Here is a 15,872-nt window from a genome sequence, read left to right on the forward strand (position 1 = left end):
CCATGGCGACAGAAACCTTCCAGCGCTCGCTCTGGTCGTCCCTCGCGCCACCCGCGCCGCGCACGCCGCCGCTTTCCGGCTCCGGCAAGGCGGATGTCGCGATCGTCGGTGCCGGCTTCCTCGGCCTCTCGACGGCGTTGCATCTCGCCGAGAGCGGCGCCAGCGTCGTGCTGCTCGAAGCGGAGGAGCCGGGCTTCGGCGCCTCCGGCCGCAATACCGGCTTCGTGGTGCCGAGCCTTCGCACCTCGCTTGGCCCAACCGATATCCGCGACCGTCTCGGCGAGCATGGCGAGCGGCTGACGGCGCTGGTCGGGCAGTCCGGCGATATCGTCTTCGACCTGATCCGCCGCCACGGCATCGCATGCAGCGCTGAGCAGACCGGCTGGATGCAGCCCGCGCATAGCGCGACGATGATGCGCGTGCTCGAGGCGCGGCAGGGCGACTGGGCGGCGCGCGGCCGCTCTGTGCTGATCCTCGACGCGGCGGAGACGAAGCGCCGGGCCGGCTTCGGTTCCTATCACGGAGCGCTGCTCGATCCGACCGGCGGCCAGATCAACCCGCTCGCCTATGCGCGCGGCCTTGCCACCGCTGCGCTCGCGGCCGGCGCCGTCATCCACGCGGCGAGCCGGGTCATCGCCATCGACCGGCAGGGCGAGGGCTGGCGGGTGCGGACCGCCTCGGGCGAGATCAGGGCCGGCCGCGTGCTGCTCACCACCAACGCGCTGGTCGGCTGCCTCAATCCTGCCATGGCGAGCTCGGTCATTCCGGTCCTCGTACATCAGATCGCGACGGAGCCGCTGTCCGAGGACCTGCGCCGGGACATCCTGCCAGGACGCTCGCCGCTCGCCGATACGCGGCGCCATACCTTCGCGCTGCGCTGGTCGCCCGATGGCCGCCTGGTCACCGGCGGCATGGTGCTGCCCGGCCCCGCCTCGCTTGCGCGCGCCAGCCGTGCATTCTTGAAGCGGCTCCGTCATTTCCTGCCGGGTCTCGGCACCATGCGCGCCGACTTCGTCTGGAACGGCGTCATCGCCGCGACGCTTGATCAAATGCCGCGCTTCGTCGAACTGGCGCCCGGCCTCGACGGCGCCATCGGCTGCAACGGTCGCGGCGTCGCGCTCACCACCGCGCTCGGCCGCGAGATCGCCGGCCTCTATGCGGGGCGGATCGCGGCCGACGCGTTTCCGCTGCCGCATGGACGGCCGGAAGCCGTGCCGGGCCATTTCCTCGCGCGCCATGGTCCGGCATTGTGGCTGCCCTGGAGCAATTGGCGCGATCATCTGGAGAGCGCCCGCGGCAACTGACGGGCGAGGGAGAAGCTGCATGAATCTCGGACTTGCCGGCAAGCGGGCCCTGGTGCTCGCCTCATCGCGCGGCCTTGGACTCGGCGTCGCGACGGCGCTGGTCGCCGAAGGCGCGCATGTCGTGATCACGGGCCGAAGCGCCGAAAAGCTCGACGCCGCTGCGGCGCGCCTCTCGGCCGGCGGGCCAGGCCGGGCAGAGGCGCTCGCCTGCGACTTCGCGGCCGACGGCGCCGTCGCCGCGCTCGCGGAAGGAGCCGTCGCCCGGCTCGGCGGCGTCGATGTGCTCGTCAACAACACCGGCGGCCCGCCGCCCGGCAGCATCCTCGCGGTCGCGCCCGAGACCTGGGAGAAGCAGTTCGGCGCCATGGTGCGCAATGTCTTCGACCTGACGGGCCGGCTGGTGCCTGAAATGCGCGCGCGGGGCTGGGGGCGGATCCTTACCATCGCCTCGTCGGGCGTCGAGCAGCCGATCCCGGGTCTCGGCATCTCCAACGCCCTGCGCGCAGCGCTCGCAGGCTGGTCCAAGACGCTCGCCGAAGAGGTCGCGCGCGATGGCGTCACGGCCAATCTGATCCTGCCCGGCCGGATCCAGACGGAGCGCGTCGACGAGATCGACCACGCCAATGCCGAGAAGAGCGGCAAGCCGGTCGAAGAGGTGGCGGCTGCCTCCCGCGCCGCGATCCCGGTCGGCCGCTACGGCACCGTAGAGGAATTCGCCGCCGTCGCTGCCTTCCTCGTCAGCGAGCCGGCAAGCTATGTCACCGGCAGCATGATCCGCTGCGATGGCGGCGCGATCCGGTCGGTCTGATCAGCTTCGGCGGATCGCAGCGAGGCGCTTCTCGAGCCGGTCCATGAGCCGGTCGAGTTCGACATGATCGAGCGCGTCCAGCTTCGGTCCCGGAGCGCGGACATGGGCAGAGGCGATGGCGCCGCGCCGGCGGAGGATTTCCTTGCGGATGGCGAGGCCGAGCCCCGGCTGTGTCTCGTGCCGGATCAGCGGCAGATGGGCGTCGAAGACATCTTCGGCGCCTTCGATGTCGCCGGCACGGGTGCGGTTCACGACCTCGACCAGCATCTCCGGATAGGCGTAGCCGGTCATGGCGCCGTCGGCGCCGCGAGCGAGTTCCTGCGGCAGGAAGAGACCGCCATTGCCGACCAGGATCGACAGGCGCCGCGTGCCCCGTTCTGCTTCGCCCCGGCGCAGTCGCGAGAGCTTGGAGAGTCCCGGCCAGTCCTCGTGCTTCAGCATGACGATCTGCAGGTGGCGCGCGAAGATCGCCTCCAGCGTCGGCACCGAGAAATGAACGCCGAGCACGAGGGGAAAGTCCTGCAGCACGACCGGCACATCCGGCCCCAGCGCGGCGCAGACCGCTGCGAAATAGCCGGTCAGCTGCTCCTCTGTCTTAAGGCTCGGCTGCGGCGCCACCATGACGCCCGCGGCGCCGGCTGCCATCGCTTCATGCGCCAGCGCGACCATCGCCGACATGCCTGGATTGCTGACGCCGACGACGACGGGAATTCGGCCGGCGACACGGTCCAGCACCACCTTCATGAAGGCGCTGCTCTCTTCGGGTGACAGCTTCTGCGCCTCGCCCATCATGCCGAGAATGGTGAGGCCGGTGGCGCCGTGGCCGAGATAGAAGTCCGTCAGCCGCGCCGCGCTGTCGAGATCGAGCGCGCCGTCATCGGCGAAGGGGGTGGCGGAGATCGGAAAAACGCCGTTGGCGCTGGCATCAAGTCGCATGGAATCCTCGCTCGGCGCATGATCGCTGCAGGCGCCCGGATCCTGTTGATCTAGTATATCTAGTAAGATGTCAATCGTCGCGGAATGCTCTGCCGGCCGTGGCTCCCGGCCGGCAGCGCCATGAATCGTAGGGCCAGAAACATGCGCTTGATTGCCCTACTTTCTGAGATATTACTGAAAATATCAATCATCGGAGCCTGTTTGCCATGCCTCAAGCCGCGCGTCCCATCCATGTCGTCCTGTTCGGTCTCGGCGCGCTCGGGTCGCTGGTCGTCCGCTGTCTCGCGGAGGGCTATCCGCTCATCCGCGTCGTCGCCGCCGTCGACCATGATCCGGCCAAGGCCGGCCGGAGGCTCGCCGAGCTCTACCCGGACTTTGCCGGGGCGGGCGAGATCGTGGTGCGAGGGAGCCTCGCCGAGGCGCTCGCCGCCGCGCCGGTGCCGGCCGACCTTCTCTATCACCTAACGGAATCGGCTCCGGAGCGCATCGAACGGCAATTGCTTGAGGCGTTGGCGGCGGGGCTCGACGTGCTTTCCGCCTCGGAGGCGATGTTCCATCCCGCGCTTCGCCATGCCGATTTCGCCGCCCGCCTCGATGCGGCCGCCCGCGCGAATGGCGTCACCGTTTCCGGCACCGGCATCAATCCGGGCTTCAGCTTCGACAGCGTGCCGCTGGTGCTGGCGCGCGCCACCTCGGGCGTGCGCCGTGTCACCATCACCCGCGCCATCGACGTGACCGGCACCGGTCCTGGCGACATCGACCATGTCGGCTATGCGCTGTGGCCGCGCGAGTTCGAGGAGAAGATCGCCTCGGGCCGGATCGTCGGCCACATGGGAATGCCGGAATCGATCGCCGCGATCGCGGAGCGGCTCGGCCTCGCCATCGATCGCGTCGAGGAGAAGTGGGAGACGGAAGTGGCGGATTTCCCGGTCGATTCCGGGACGCCGAGCCTCGGCATGATCGAGCCCGGCCGCGTGATCGGCATCACCCAGACCGGCCTCGGCCTCTCGGGCGACGAGACCGTGATCCGCATGAGCCTCATCATGTATTACGATCCCGAGCGGTTCGGCATCGCGGCCGCCGACACGATCGAGATCGATGGCGCGCATCACATCCGCGCCAGCCTCAGGCCGGCGGCGCTGTCGCTATTCGGGGCGGCCAATGTGATCGTCAACGCCACGGCCGATGTGCATGGCGCCGCGCCGGGGCTCTACGACATGCTGGAGGCGCCGCTCGCTGGGGAGCGGCGCGGCGGCTTCCGCTATGTGCTCGACCCGGCGGCGGACGTTCGGCCAGGGGCGGTGCCGCTGAAGCGCGTGCCCTCGGCGTGAAAGGGAAGGGCGCGCTTTCGGCGCGCCCGCCCGGTCACATGTCGCCGTCTTCCTTGCTCGGATTGGCGCAGACCGCGATGACGAGACCGGCATCGCCGATGATATGGCGGTAGCGATAGACCTTGGGGAGATACATCGCGTCGCCCTGGCGGAAGATGCGCTCCTCGCCCGTCGCCTCGACGATCTGCCGCGACCAGCCCTGCAGGCAATAGAGGATGACCTCGTGCTTGCCGTCGCCTTCCACCATCACGTCGAAATTCGGCATGTAGGTCGTGATGTGGAAGGAGATCGACGAGCCTTGCTTCTTGTTGGTGATCAGCCTGTGGCTGAACTCCTGCCCCTCATGGATCCACGTCTTGGTCGTGGTTTCCTGCCGCGCCCACATGATCTTGTCGCCCATCGCATCCGTTCCTGCGGTTTGAGATATCTCGTGATATTTCAAACGGCATGCGATGTCGAGGGTAGCGATGCTCGGGGCGCCTCGGACGGCCGCATCTTCCTCCTGTGCGAAGGGCCGCCGGAGGCCCGGCGGCAGGCCTCAGAGGCTGATCTGCGCGAAGCTGCGTGAGCTCGCCAGCGCCTTGAACAGGCCTTCGCGGGTGATGTCGTTGTGCTTGATCATAATGGCACGGGCAGCGTCCGGGTCGCGCTTCCTGAGGACCTCGACGATCGCCTGGTGATCGTTGATCGTCTCGCTGTTCACGTCGCGCAGCCGGGCGCCGAGATAGAAGAACCGCTCCAGCTCGTCCATCTGGCGGACGATGAGGGCTTGCAGCCGCTCGTTGCCCGACGCCTTGGCGATGGCGGCGTGGAAGTCGCGGTTCGCCTTTATGAAGCGCTGAAGGCTCGGCTGCTCGGCGCGGTCATAGACGACATCGGCGAGTTTCTGCAGCTGGTCGAGCTCGGCATCGGTGATGCGCGCGCAGGCGAGTTCCGCCGCACCTGCTTCCAGAATGGTGCGCAGGTCGAACAGTTCGCTCATGTCGCCGAAGGTGATCGGCACGACCTGATAGCCTCGGCGCGGGAAGGTGCGGACGAAGCCCTCCTGGCGCAGCGTCGCCAGCGCCTCGCGCACCGGTGTCTTCGATACGTCGAAGCGCTGCGCCAGCTCGGCCTCGGAAAGCTCGCGGCCCGGCTCCAGCGCGCAGGTCAGGATGTCCGAGCGAAGCAGCTGGTAGACGCGATCCGTCAGCGAGGCGCGGGCGGTCTTCTTGCCCGCGCGGGCGCGACGAGGCGCCGCCGCCGTCTCCTTTGCCGGGCGCTTGGCGCGCCCGCCCGCCGCCGGCTTCGCCTCCTTCGCATCATCCTCGGTCAAAGCCGCCATAGTCCCATCCCGCGCGCCTGCACCAATTTTCGTCGATTCGCCCCATGATACTATATCAGCGTGCATATCTCGCGCACAGGCCGCCACCAGCCGCCCAGCCGCTGCCGAAGTGTCTCTCCGGGCACCGTGAAAAACGGCGCGACCGAATGTCAGATATTTTTACAGGAATATCAAAGATACGCTATAACCCGATTGACCGGAGCGGTTTTCAGGGAGCGTCGGATGAATGAGATGCGGCACGCAGCGATCGGGGTGGCGGACGACTATGCCCGTGCCCTTTCGGCGAGGCTGGAGCTCGATCATGCGGCGCTCAGAAGCGGGCTGAAGCCGCCCTATTGCCCACCTCCGCTCGCCGATGCCGGCGCGCGTCTCGATGTGCTAACGCGGCGGGTGCGCCACGACCTTGCCATTCTCAATTATCCCAAGGACGACTGGGTTCTGCCGCGCAGTCATCCCGCCGGTCATCACGTTCATGACGTGGTCATCGTCGGCGGCGGCCAGTGCGGCATGACGGTCGCCTTCGCGCTGATGCGCGACCGCGTCTCCAACATCGTCATCCTCGACCGGGCGCCGAAAGGCCGCGAGGGGCCGTGGGTCACCTATTCGCGCATGTGGACACTGCGCTCGCCCAAGCACGTCACCGGGCCCGATCTCGGCGTGCCTTCGCTTGCGCCGCGGTCCTGGTTCGAGGCGGTGTTCGGCGAGGAGGGCTGGGAACAGCTCGGCAAATGGCCGCGTCAGGCGTGGCAGGCCTATCTCGACTGGTATGGCGCGGCGCTGGAGCTGCCGATCCGCAACGAGACCGAGGTCACCGGCTTCTCGGACGAAGACGGTCTGGTCCGCCTCGAGATCCGAGGCGGCGAACACGTTTATGCGCGCAAGGTCGTGCTGGCGACCGGCCTCGAGGGCATCGGCGACTGGCATGTGCCCCCCTTTATCCGCGAGAAGATGCCGCGCGGTCGCTATACTCTCGCCACGGACGACGTCGACAGCCTCGACTGGAAGGGAAGCCGCGTCGCCATGCTCGGCGCCGGTGCCACAGCCTGGGACCGGGCCGCCGACCTCCTGGAACTCGGCGCCTCGGCGCTGACGCTCTATATGCGCCGTCCGCAGATTCTGACCGCCAATCCGTTCCGCTATCTGGAAAAGGCCGGCTATCTGCGCCACTTCGCGTCCATGTCGGATGCCGACAAATGGCGGTGGATCCAGGCCGTGTTCCGCTTCGGCCAGCCCCCGACGCAGGATGGCGTCGACCGCTGCGCCGCCTTCGCCAATTTCCGCCTGCATGGCGGCGCCTCCTGGTCCGATGTCGAGGAGACGGCGGAGGGCGTCCGCGTGACGGGCAGCGACGGCTCGATCGCGATGTTCGACCATCTCTTCATCGGCTGCGGATTCTCCATGGACCCGCGCAACCGGCCGGAACTGGCCCCGCTCGCCGACAACATCGCGACCTGGGCGGACCGCTTTACGCCGCCGGAAGACCAGCCGGATTCCTGGCTGATCACCTATCCCTATCTCAACCGCGATCTTTCCTTCGTCGAGAAGGTGCCGGGCCGGACGCCGGTGCTTCGCAACATGTTCTGCTTCAACTACGGCGCCACCGTCACCAATGCCCATTCGGGCGCGTCGCTGTCCGGGCTTCGCTACGGTATCGAGCCGCTCATCCACGGCATCACCTATGCGCTCTGGGTCGAGGACGAGCCGGTCCATTACGAGCGCACGCGCAGCTGGTCGGTCATCGACACCGACCCCGCGCCGCTCGCCGGCCATCTCTGGCGCCCGGACGACTAGACCGGTCGCGAACGACCAAGGCGCTGACATGAAGGAGCCGCCCGGACGATCATCCGGGCGGCTCTTTTGTCATGGTAGTGCCGCTACTTCAGGACGGCTTCGAGGAAGCGGATGCTGCGCTCATGCTGCGGACGCTCGAAGAAATCGGCGGCCGAGGCGATCTCGACGATCTGACCGCCATCCATGAACACGATCCGGTCCGCGACGCGCCGCGCGAAGCCCATCTCGTGGGTGGCGACCAGCATGGTCATGCCGCTCGCGGCGACGTCCTCCAGAACCTGCAGCACCTCGCCGACCAGTTCCGGGTCGAGCGCCGAGGTCGGCTCGTCGAACAGCATCACGTCGGGACGCATCGCGAGCGCGCGGGCGATGGCGACGCGCTGGCGCTGGCCGCCGGAGAGATGGTTGGGGAAGGTCATCATCTTGGCTCCGAGCCCGACGCGCGCCAGCAGTTCGGCGGCGAGGAGCCCCGCCTCCCGGCCGGCGACGTGCCGAACGCGGATCAGCCCTTCGGTGACATTCTCGATCGCGAGCTTGTGCGGCCACAGATTGAAGTGCTGGAAGACCATGCCGACATGCGAGCGCAGCCTTGCCAGTTCGCGGCCGGAGACGGCCGGCGCAGCGGGTCCGAAGGCGAGATCGAAGCCGGCGCCGCGCGAGTGGATGCCAATCTGGCCGGCATCGGGACGCTCGAGCATGTTGATGCAGCGCAGAAGCGTGCTCTTCCCCGAGCCGCTCGGCCCCAGCACGCAGACGACCTCGCCCTCCTGGACGGTGAGGCTCACGCCGGAAAGCGCATTGACGGTACCGAAGCGCTTCTCGAGCCCGACGATGTCGAGCACGCGCCGTCCGCTGTCGGGCTTCTCGGCGAGCAGCGCGGGCGCATCGGTCGCCGGCGCGAAATCGGTGGCGCCGCCGAAGCCCAGCCGGCGCAGGCGGCGGCGGGAGGGCGGGCGCTTGTCGAAGGCGACATAGTGCTCGAGCGCCAGCTGACCGATCGCCAGGAACGAGGTGAGGAACAGGTAGATCGCGCCGGCGACGATCAGGGCCTCCAGGGCGCGGAACGTGTTCGAGTAGATGAAGGTCGTCGTCAGCAGCAGTTCGCGCACCGTCACCACGGAGGCGAGCGAGGTGCTTTTCACATGGCTGATGAAGTTGCTCATATAGGGCGGCGTCACGACCTGAACCGCCTGCGGCAGGATGATGTGCCACAGGATTGTCGGATAGCTCATGCCGACCGCGCGCGCCGCCTCGATCTGCCCCGGCTGGATCGCCTGCAGGCCGGCGCGCAGCACTTCGGCATTGTAGGCGGCCGAGGTGATGGAGAAGGCGATGATCGCCGCCGGCAGCGGTTCGAGCGTGATGCCGATTGTTGGCAGGCCGAAATAGATCAGGAAGAGATGGATCAGCGGCGGGGTGCCGCGTGCGATCCAGATATAGAGGAAGGCGGGGACGGAGAGGATCTTCAGCGGCGACATGCGGGCGAGCGCCAGCAGGAAGCCGCATACGGTTCCGATGACCTGCGAGGTGATCGCCAGAAAGATGGTCATCAGCGTCGCCTGGAAGAGTAGCGGCGCATAGGGAAGGATCGAGGCGAAGTCGAGGCTCATCAGGGTCCGTTTCGAACGGCGGTCTCGGGGAGCCGGGCACGGCATGGCGCCCGGCCGATAGCGCGCAGCCAAGCAACAGGCGTGCCGAAGCGGCGCGCCAGCGAAGGCGGGGACGATGTGCGGCGCTCCGAACGTGCCCTTGCGACAGCGCCCGGAGCGACTCCAAACGGTGGGCTACTTCTTGGCCGGCGCGTCCTGGCCGATCGGCGGCAGGGCCGCGTCGTAATCGTCGAGGTCGAAGCTCGCCTTGGCCATCTTGTTGATCGTGCCGTCGCTGCGGGCGTCGGAAATGATCTTGTCGAGAGCGGCCTTCATCTCGGGCGAGCCCTTCGGCAGCGGATAGCCGACAAGGTTGACCTTGTAGGGCTTGCCGACGATCTTCGCGATGCCGGGGCGGGCCTTCATGAACTCGGCGGCCTGCTTGTCGCCGACGATCGCCACCTCGATGCGCCCGGCGACGAAGTCGGCGAACTGCTCGGCGACACCCGGATAGACCTTCAGTTCCTTGTAGCCGCCGATCTCGCGGACGACGTCGTCGCCATCGGCGCCGATCGGCGCGCCGACGATCTTGTCCTTGATATCGGTCGGTCCGGTGACCGCCGAGTCGGGCGGAACCATGGCGACGATCGCCGTGCGCGAATAGGGTACGGAGAAATCGAACACTTCCTGGCGCGCCGGCGTGATGTTGACGCCCGAGCAGATCATCTCGGTCCTGCCCGAGGTGATGGAGGGCAGCAGCCCTTCCCAGGCGAGAACGCCGAGATCGAGCTTCACGCCGAGCTTGTCGGCGATCAGGTTGCACATGTCGACCTCGTAGCCGACCGGCTTGCCCGAGGCGTCCATCATGACGTTCGGGCGGTCGTTGCCCGTAGTGAGGGCATGCATCACGCCTTCGGACTTGATCTTGGCGAGGTCGTCGGCGACGGCCGGTGCCGTGCCGGCGATCGCTGCCAGAACCGCCGCGGCGAGGGTCTTGGAGAGGAAGGTCATCGGATCCTGTTCCCTGAAAGGTGTGCCGGAGCGTGCCGGACGCTGCTTCTGGCGTCTTGCATGTCCTCCCTAACCGCCCCTACCGCGTGCCTTCTGGAGAGCCGCTGGTTTATGTGCCGGAGCGTCGACACGATCGAACAATATCACTTGAAGTGTCAAGTGATATATCTATGGTCGTTCCGAAGCCGCTTCCGGGGAGCCGTCCGCAATGTTCATGGTCACGTCCAGCTATGCCGCGCCGGCCGAGGCGATCGCCGCCGCGCTGCCGGCGCATCGCGCCTGGGTCGGCGCGCTCTATGACCGAGGCGTATTCATCCTGTCGGGGCGACTGAAGCCGGCCACGGGCGGCTTCATGCTGGCCGTCGGCGTCTCGCGCGCCGAGCTGGAGGCGATCCTCGCCAGCGATCCTTTCCGCCTCGCCGGTCTCTTGACCCATACGATCACCGAGCTCGAGCCGACGCGCCACGCGCCGGAGCTCGATGCATGGAAGGAGCGCTTCTGATGCATGCCGCCATCTTCGGCTTCGGCAATCTCGGGCGCGCGATCCTCGCCGCTCTCGCGAAGCGCCCGCCATTCTCGGTCGGAGCCATCGTCGATACGGCGCCCGGCCTCGCCGGCGCTCCGACGGCATCGGTCTTTCCCGCGGGCGGCGACTGCGGAACGATCCTGCCGTCGCTGCCGCCGGCCGATCAGCCCACGGTGCTCTTCCACGCCTCGACGTCGGAGCCGGCGCGCGCGACGGCCGAGATCGTCGCCGCGCTCGAGGCGGGCTATAGCGTCGTCTCGGCGGCCGAATGGCTGTTTCATCCCTGGCTGCGTCATGGCACCGAAGCCGCTACCATCGACGCCGCAGCCCGCAGGGCTGGGACGGTGGCGATGGGCTGCGGCGTCAATCCCGGCTTCTGCTTCGAGACGCTGCCGGTTCTGGTTTCGCGGACCATGGCGGAAGTGAACCGGTTCGAGATTCTGCGTGTCTCCAATGTGAGCGGCGTCGGTCCGGCCGATTTCGCGCATCTCGGCTTCGGCCTCACCGAGACCGATTTCAGAGCGCGCGTTGCAGAGGGCTCGATCGAGGGGCATATGGGATTCCCGGAATCGATCGCCGCGCTCGCCGAATGCACGGGCGTCGCGATCGACGCCATTGACGACCGGCTCGAGCCGACGCTGGCACTGAGGCCGGTCACGCTCGCGCACCGGACCGTTGCGCTCGGCGAGGTCGCCGGCATTACGCAGGTCGCGCGCGGATATCGCGGCGGCGAGCCGGTCATCGCCATGACGCTCGACATGTTCCTCGATCCCGAATTCTACGGCCGCAGGCCGCGCGAGGCGTTGCGTATCGAGGGCAGCCGAACGGTCGAGCTCGACATCAGCCCGGCTGCTCCGCCCGTTCCCGGAGCAGCCGCTATGATGGTGCATGCGGCCGAGGCTCTCGGCGTGATGTCTCCGGGCCTTGCAAGCCTGCTTGATCTGCCGATCGGCGGCGGGCGGTTGTCGCGACAGCTCTGTGCCGGGCCGGCCGAACGCGACGGCAGTGGAAGCCGCTTCTCGATCGACAACTGAGCGGCCGCGCCGGTATCGAGGCCGTCCTTTGGCCATGACGACCGCACCGGCCAGGTTTCCAGCGCCTTCGTTCAGACGCGGCACGAGCACCCCGCGCGCATGCGAGGGGAGGAGTATGATCTGCGTGAAGAGCGGGCCGGCCTCCGGCCCGCGCGGCACGAGCCGGTCGAAGGTCTGAGCGTATATTGATCCGGTATCGTCACGACATTGAACGGCTGGCCGCGATAGCCGAGATCGGCGGTGGCGGGGATGATTTCGAAGCCCTGAGCCGGCCCCTCCGGCCATGCCATGGAGATGCCCGGCATGATGGCGGCGGTGCGGAAGCCGGATCGTGCGGCGAGATGTTGGAGGCCCGCCCGGCGGCTCGCGAGCAGCGCCCGATAGCGCGTCTGGCTGGAAATCGTCAGACCGGATTCGAGCGGGCTATGCGCGAGCCAGCTCTGTCCGCACTCGACGGGCGAGGTCAGCCAGCCTGACCGCATGGCGAGCCCGCGGCGGCGAGGCGGGGCTTGGAGGATTGCAGCGTCGCGCGATGGGTCGGGGCCTAGAGCGGATTGTCGAAGCCGGTCCGGTCGTAGCTCTCGACGAACACGACGAGTACGTCGCGGCCAGCGAGTCGGCCTAAGTGGCCGGAAGGCCCCCGCAAAGGCGTCGCTCGCGGCCCCGGCGCCGAAGCGAACGGGATCGGTCGCGTCTCAGCATAGCTGTCGGCATGACCGGCGTCGGGCTTCGTGGCGTGCCTTCAACGGCAGGCGAACAGGGAGCGCGCCGGCGACTCCGGCCGCCAGGACGCCAGCATGTCAGAGACGAAGTTCAGGCTCCACCGCTGGTTCGGCCCCTCTGGCAGCGCCATGGGCGCCCGCGTGCCCAGCGCCCGCTTGCAGCCGTCGCGCTTCTTCGTCGTGAGCGCTCCTCGCGATAGAGCCGGAACAACTTCTTGTGGTTCAGATCGATACCTTCCTGTCGCAGCAGGATATGCAGCCGCCGATAGCCGAACCGCCGCCGTTCAGGCGCCAGTTCTTTCAGCCGCGTCTGCAGGGCGGGATCGTCCAGCCGCCGTGACGCATAGCGATAGGTCTCTGGTTCGAGCCAGATCAGGCCTCATGCACGCCGCTGCGAGTAGCTTTTCTCTTCGATCGCCCAAGTCACGAACGCTCTCCGCGATCCAGGCTTCAGAGTTTTTTTCCAAGCGCCTCGCGCAGCGTGGCAACGTCGAGCATCGATTCCGCCAAGAGCTTCTTGAGCTTGAGGTTCTCGTCCTCAAGCGCCTTCAACCGCCGCGCCTCGACACTTCCATGCTGCCGTAGCGACTCCGCCAATTGTAGAACGTCGTATCGCTGATCCTGTGCTTCCGGCAGACATCCGCCGCCGCAATCCCGGCCTGATGCTCTTTCAGGACCGCAATGATCTGCTCTTCGCTGAACCGGCTCTTCTTCGTCTCCGTCTCCTTCCGACGGAGTCCAATTCAGACCGAGGGCATTTCAGGGGGGCAAGGTCACTTGTGCTGACCGCGATACGTGGCCCCTATGAGAATACTGCCGCCGCAACGTGTTGATTTGATTGGTGGAGCCGAGGGGAATCGAACCCCTGACCTCTGCAGTGCGATTGCAGCGCTCTCCCATCTGAGCTACGGCCCCGTCGCAAAGCGACGGCGCCTTGTAGGGCGCGGCGGGTGGCAGTGTCAAGCGGCGGCGAAGCGGTGCGCGGGTTGCGGGAGCGGCGGTCCACCGCTACATGAGGGAGCGGCCAGCCGGCCGTGCCACTTCTTGCGGAAAAGCGATGATCGCCGTCCTCAACGTCATCATGTATGCGCTGAACCTCTACTGGTATGTGATCATCGCGAGCGCGATCTTCAGCTGGCTGTTCGCCTTCGGCGTCGTCAACGCGCGCAACCCCGTGGTCTCGGCGATCGGGAACTTCCTCTACCAGGCGACCGAGCCGGTGCTTCGGCCGATCCGCCGCGTCGTGCCGACGCTCGGCGCGATCGATATCTCGCCGGTCATCCTGCTGCTCGGCATCATCCTGATCCAGCAGATCATCATCATCTACGTCTATCCCATGGCATTTTGAGCGGACCGGCGCGGCTGGTTTCCGGCGGCATCCTGATCGATGTCCGCCTGACGCCGCGCGGCGGGCGTGACGCCATCGACGGACTGTCGGTGCTCTCCGACGGCCGTTCCGTAATGAGCGCGCGCGTCCGCGCCGTTCCGGAAAAGGGCGCCGCCAACGCCGCCCTGACGGCGCTCGTCGCCGAGACCTTCGGCGTCGCGCGCGGCGCGGTCGTGGTGGTCAGCGGCCAGACGTCGCGGGTGAAGACGGTGAGGATCGAAGGCGACGCCGAGGCGCTGATGGCGCGCGCGGTGGCGCTCGGCGGCGAGGCTGGGCGGCGGGGCTGATGCCCCGCCGGGAGGAGAGGCGCTGAGCGCGCTCAGTGCGTATAGAGGCCGCGCAGCGAGCCGTTCGGCCAATGGATGTCGCGGATGCGCCAGCCGGCCGGCGTTTCCACCAGCATCACGTCGACTGCGACAGGCGTTCCGGCATTGACGAAGCGCACATGGCCGGTCGCCTTGCCGTCGGCGCCGTGCTCGACCGTGACCGCGAGATTCTCGATCTCCCAGTCTTGCGCGTCGATGAACGGGTCGCCGTCCAGCAACGGCACATCGTCGGCCGCTTCGGCGCGGGCCCGGTCGTCGGCGATCATGCCCGCGAGGTCGGGCGTGAAATAGCTGTCGAGCGCGGCGCGGTCGCCGAGGTCGACACCGTCACCCTCGCCGCGATAGGCGCCGTAAATGGCCTCGAGGAAGGCCTCCGGAGCGGCTGCTGCGCGCGCGAGGCCGGCCGAGGACGCGGCAAGGGCCAACGCCGCGGACGCGGCCAGGAGGCCGCGCCGCGAGAATGTGGGTGCAAAGGCCACGGTCAGCCCTTCTTGTAGCGCTCGATCGCCTCGACGATGAGCCTCTCGGCCTCGGCCTTGTCGCCCCAGCCGGAGATCTCGACCCACTTGCCCTTCTCCAGATCCTTGTAGTGCTGGAAGAAGTGCTCGATCTGGCGCAGCGTGATCTCGGGAAGGTCGGTATAGCTCTCGATCTTCTCGTAGCGGCGCGTCAGCTTGGTCGAGGGAACCGCGATGACCTTTTCGTCCTCGCCGCCCTCGTCGCGCATGCGCAGCACGCCGACCGGCCGGCAATTCATGATCGCGCCGGGAATGATGGCGCGCTGGTTGGTGACGAGCACGTCGATCGGGTCGCCGTCGCCGCAAAGCGTGTGGGGGACGAAGCCGTAATTGCCCGGATAGCGCATCGGCGTATAGAGGAAGCGGTCGACATAGAGAGCGCCGGCTTCCTTGTCCATTTCATACTTGATGGGCTCGCCGCCGACCGGCACCTCGATGATCACGTTGATGTCGTGCGGAGGATTCTTGCCGATCGGCACAGCGTCGATGCGCATGGGATGATCCCTCAGGCGGTGTTGGCGGACTGCGAAGCGCATTGTGCGCTGCACGGGCGATCCGCTCTTAAGCGGCCGGGCGGCGGCCCGCAAGGGAGAAGCGGAAAAAGCCGCTCGGGTTCCGCCCCCCGGCGGGTCCGCGTTCAACGGTGGTACTGGCGTGCGCGTGCTGTAGTCCGGAGCGCGTGGCGGTCGAGCGGCTGGCTCATCCCGGGGAAGGGATGACGGGGAGCGAAGGAATGACGAGGCGATCGCGCGGCGGACCGAGGGAGACCGCGGCCGATCCGGTTGTCGCGGCGGACGCTGCGGCGACGCCGAAGCTGCTCGCGGGCGGCAACCCGCAGATTGCGAAAGGCGACGGCGCTGCTCCCGTCGCGGCCTATATCGCGGCCATGCCGGGCTGGAAACGCGAGATCGGCGAGCGCATCGACGCGGTGATCGTCGCCGGCGTGCCGGGCCTTCGCAAGGCCGTGAAGTGGAACTCGCCCTTCTACGGAACCGACAAGGGCTGGTTCCTCTCCTTCCACTGCTTCACGTCCTACGTGAAGGTCGCCTTCTTTCGCGGCGCCGAACTCGATCCGCAGCCGCCCGGCGCCTCGAAGCAGCCGGATGTGCGCTATCTCGACATCCGCGAAGGCGACGAATTGGACGCGGCGCAGCTCGCCGACTGGGCGAGGCAGGCCGCCAGCCTTCCCGGCTGGATCATGGGCGACGACGGACGGCGGTGACGGACGGGCCGGGAGAACCGCGGCCGGCACGGGTTGAGCGCTT

17 protein-coding genes, 1 tRNA gene and 1 pseudogene are annotated in these 15,872 nt (G+C 67.6%); 9 read left to right on the forward strand and 10 right to left on the reverse strand.

Going from position 1 to position 15,872, the window contains the following annotated elements; all coding sequences use genetic code 11:
- The first annotated feature begins 2 nt into the window (after window positions 1-2).
- Together QO015_RS16390 and QO015_RS16395 are read left to right on the forward strand one after the other, a co-directional pair.
- Window positions 3-1,304 carry an NAD(P)/FAD-dependent oxidoreductase gene (locus QO015_RS16390; protein WP_266282965.1) on the forward strand — a complete coding sequence of 434 codons (1,302 nt, stop codon included), beginning with the start codon at window positions 3-5 and terminating at the stop codon, window positions 1,302-1,304.
- A gap of 19 nt (window positions 1,305-1,323) precedes the next feature.
- Window positions 1,324-2,112, forward strand: a complete 789-nt coding sequence (locus QO015_RS16395) for an SDR family oxidoreductase (RefSeq protein ID WP_266282963.1) — start codon at window positions 1,324-1,326, stop codon at window positions 2,110-2,112.
- Here QO015_RS16395 and QO015_RS16400 read toward each other — a convergent pair whose 3' ends face one another.
- Window positions 2,113-3,048: a dihydrodipicolinate synthase family protein gene (locus tag QO015_RS16400; RefSeq protein WP_266282961.1), complete on the reverse strand. Its 936-nt coding sequence runs from the start codon at window positions 3,046-3,048 to the stop codon at window positions 2,113-2,115.
- 206 nt (window positions 3,049-3,254) lie between these two features.
- Here QO015_RS16400 and QO015_RS16405 point away from each other — a divergent pair, with 206 nt between their 5' ends.
- On the forward strand, window positions 3,255-4,379 hold the full coding sequence (locus tag QO015_RS16405; protein ID WP_266282959.1) for a hypothetical protein: 1,125 nt from the start codon (window positions 3,255-3,257) through the stop codon (window positions 4,377-4,379).
- Window positions 4,380-4,413: 34 nt separating this feature from the next.
- Here the strand turns inward: QO015_RS16405 and QO015_RS16410 are convergent, their stop codons facing one another.
- Window positions 4,414-4,779 (reverse strand): hypothetical protein, encoded by a 366-nt coding sequence (locus QO015_RS16410; RefSeq protein ID WP_266282957.1) that lies wholly within the window; start codon window positions 4,777-4,779, stop codon window positions 4,414-4,416.
- Between the two features lie 138 nt (window positions 4,780-4,917).
- Window positions 4,918-5,703: a GntR family transcriptional regulator gene (locus tag QO015_RS16415; RefSeq protein WP_266282955.1), complete on the reverse strand. Its 786-nt coding sequence runs from the start codon at window positions 5,701-5,703 to the stop codon at window positions 4,918-4,920.
- 222 nt (window positions 5,704-5,925) lie between these two features.
- On the opposite strand from QO015_RS16415, the gene QO015_RS16420 reads away from it, so the two are divergent.
- Window positions 5,926-7,494, forward strand: a complete 1,569-nt coding sequence (locus QO015_RS16420; protein WP_266282953.1) for an FAD/NAD(P)-binding protein — start codon at window positions 5,926-5,928, stop codon at window positions 7,492-7,494.
- An 83-nt stretch (window positions 7,495-7,577) separates the two neighbouring features.
- Here the strand turns inward: QO015_RS16420 and QO015_RS16425 are convergent, their stop codons facing one another.
- Complete coding sequence (locus tag QO015_RS16425; RefSeq protein ID WP_307290585.1) at window positions 7,578-9,104, reverse strand: amino acid ABC transporter permease/ATP-binding protein; 1,527 nt, start codon at window positions 9,102-9,104, stop codon at window positions 7,578-7,580.
- Window positions 9,105-9,278: 174 nt separating this feature from the next.
- Window positions 9,279-10,094, reverse strand: a complete 816-nt coding sequence (locus tag QO015_RS16430; RefSeq protein WP_266282951.1) for a substrate-binding periplasmic protein — start codon at window positions 10,092-10,094, stop codon at window positions 9,279-9,281.
- Between the two features lie 208 nt (window positions 10,095-10,302).
- Here QO015_RS16430 and QO015_RS16435 point away from each other — a divergent pair, with 208 nt between their 5' ends.
- A complete protein-coding gene (locus tag QO015_RS16435; RefSeq protein WP_266282949.1) occupies window positions 10,303-10,596 on the forward strand; it encodes a YciI family protein in 294 nt (97 codons plus the stop codon).
- Window positions 10,596-11,654, forward strand: a complete 1,059-nt coding sequence (locus QO015_RS16440; RefSeq protein WP_266282947.1) for a hypothetical protein — start codon at window positions 10,596-10,598, stop codon at window positions 11,652-11,654. Before QO015_RS16435 ends, QO015_RS16440 begins: the two co-directional genes overlap by 1 nt.
- A gap of 71 nt (window positions 11,655-11,725) precedes the next feature.
- Here QO015_RS16440 and QO015_RS16445 read toward each other — a convergent pair whose 3' ends face one another.
- The 3 genes and pseudogenes from QO015_RS16445 to QO015_RS16455 form a co-directional block, all read right to left on the reverse strand.
- On the reverse strand, window positions 11,726-12,136 hold the full coding sequence (locus QO015_RS16445; protein WP_266282945.1) for a hypothetical protein: 411 nt from the start codon (window positions 12,134-12,136) through the stop codon (window positions 11,726-11,728).
- Window positions 12,137-12,435: 299 nt separating this feature from the next.
- Window positions 12,436-13,119, reverse strand: a pseudogene (locus tag QO015_RS16450) (transposase); the annotation flags it as partial.
- A gap of 96 nt (window positions 13,120-13,215) precedes the next feature.
- Window positions 13,216-13,291 (reverse strand) — tRNA-Ala (locus QO015_RS16455).
- Between the two features lie 142 nt (window positions 13,292-13,433).
- Here QO015_RS16455 and QO015_RS16460 point away from each other — a divergent pair.
- Window positions 13,434-13,724 carry a YggT family protein gene (locus QO015_RS16460; RefSeq protein WP_266282944.1) on the forward strand — a complete coding sequence of 97 codons (291 nt, stop codon included), beginning with the start codon at window positions 13,434-13,436 and terminating at the stop codon, window positions 13,722-13,724.
- On the forward strand, window positions 13,721-14,050 hold the full coding sequence (locus QO015_RS16465) for a DUF167 family protein (RefSeq protein WP_266282943.1): 330 nt from the start codon (window positions 13,721-13,723) through the stop codon (window positions 14,048-14,050). The genes QO015_RS16460 and QO015_RS16465 overlap by 4 nt, the downstream gene beginning before the upstream one ends.
- 32 nt (window positions 14,051-14,082) lie before the next feature.
- Here the strand turns inward: QO015_RS16465 and QO015_RS16470 are convergent, their stop codons facing one another.
- Window positions 14,083-14,568: a YqhG/Tai3 family protein gene (locus QO015_RS16470; protein WP_266282942.1), complete on the reverse strand. Its 486-nt coding sequence runs from the start codon at window positions 14,566-14,568 to the stop codon at window positions 14,083-14,085.
- A gap of 2 nt (window positions 14,569-14,570) precedes the next feature.
- Window positions 14,571-15,101, reverse strand: a complete 531-nt coding sequence (gene ppa / locus QO015_RS16475) for an inorganic diphosphatase (RefSeq protein ID WP_266282941.1) — start codon at window positions 15,099-15,101, stop codon at window positions 14,571-14,573.
- Window positions 15,102-15,340: 239 nt separating this feature from the next.
- On the opposite strand from ppa, the gene QO015_RS16480 reads away from it, so the two are divergent.
- A complete protein-coding gene (locus tag QO015_RS16480) occupies window positions 15,341-15,829 on the forward strand; it encodes a DUF1801 domain-containing protein (protein WP_266282940.1) in 489 nt (162 codons plus the stop codon).
- The last annotated feature ends 43 nt before the right edge of the window (window positions 15,830-15,872 follow it).

Source organism: Kaistia geumhonensis (assembly GCF_030815145.1).
GTDB lineage: Bacteria > Pseudomonadota > Alphaproteobacteria > Rhizobiales > Kaistiaceae > Kaistia > Kaistia geumhonensis.

Coding starts and splice junctions, on each gene's coding strand:
- QO015_RS16390 (WP_266282965.1), top strand. CDS start 3: ATGGCGACAGAAACCTTCCAGCGCTCGCTCTGGTCGTCCCTCGCGCCA.
- QO015_RS16395 (WP_266282963.1), top strand. CDS start 1,324: ATGAATCTCGGACTTGCCGGCAAGCGGGCCCTGGTGCTCGCCTCATCG.
- QO015_RS16400 (WP_266282961.1), bottom strand. CDS start 3,048: ATGCGACTTGATGCCAGCGCCAACGGCGTTTTTCCGATCTCCGCCACC.
- QO015_RS16405 (WP_266282959.1), top strand. CDS start 3,255: ATGCCTCAAGCCGCGCGTCCCATCCATGTCGTCCTGTTCGGTCTCGGC.
- QO015_RS16410 (WP_266282957.1), bottom strand. CDS start 4,779: ATGGGCGACAAGATCATGTGGGCGCGGCAGGAAACCACGACCAAGACG.
- QO015_RS16415 (WP_266282955.1), bottom strand. CDS start 5,703: ATGGCGGCTTTGACCGAGGATGATGCGAAGGAGGCGAAGCCGGCGGCG.
- QO015_RS16420 (WP_266282953.1), top strand. CDS start 5,926: ATGAATGAGATGCGGCACGCAGCGATCGGGGTGGCGGACGACTATGCC.
- QO015_RS16425 (WP_307290585.1), bottom strand. CDS start 9,104: ATGAGCCTCGACTTCGCCTCGATCCTTCCCTATGCGCCGCTACTCTTC.
- QO015_RS16430 (WP_266282951.1), bottom strand. CDS start 10,094: ATGACCTTCCTCTCCAAGACCCTCGCCGCGGCGGTTCTGGCAGCGATC.
- QO015_RS16435 (WP_266282949.1), top strand. CDS start 10,303: ATGTTCATGGTCACGTCCAGCTATGCCGCGCCGGCCGAGGCGATCGCC.
- QO015_RS16440 (WP_266282947.1), top strand. CDS start 10,596: ATGCATGCCGCCATCTTCGGCTTCGGCAATCTCGGGCGCGCGATCCTC.
- QO015_RS16445 (WP_266282945.1), bottom strand. CDS start 12,136: ATGCGGTCAGGCTGGCTGACCTCGCCCGTCGAGTGCGGACAGAGCTGG.
- QO015_RS16460 (WP_266282944.1), top strand. CDS start 13,434: ATGATCGCCGTCCTCAACGTCATCATGTATGCGCTGAACCTCTACTGG.
- ppa (WP_266282941.1), bottom strand. CDS start 15,101: ATGCGCATCGACGCTGTGCCGATCGGCAAGAATCCTCCGCACGACATC.
- QO015_RS16480 (WP_266282940.1), top strand. CDS start 15,341: ATGACGAGGCGATCGCGCGGCGGACCGAGGGAGACCGCGGCCGATCCG.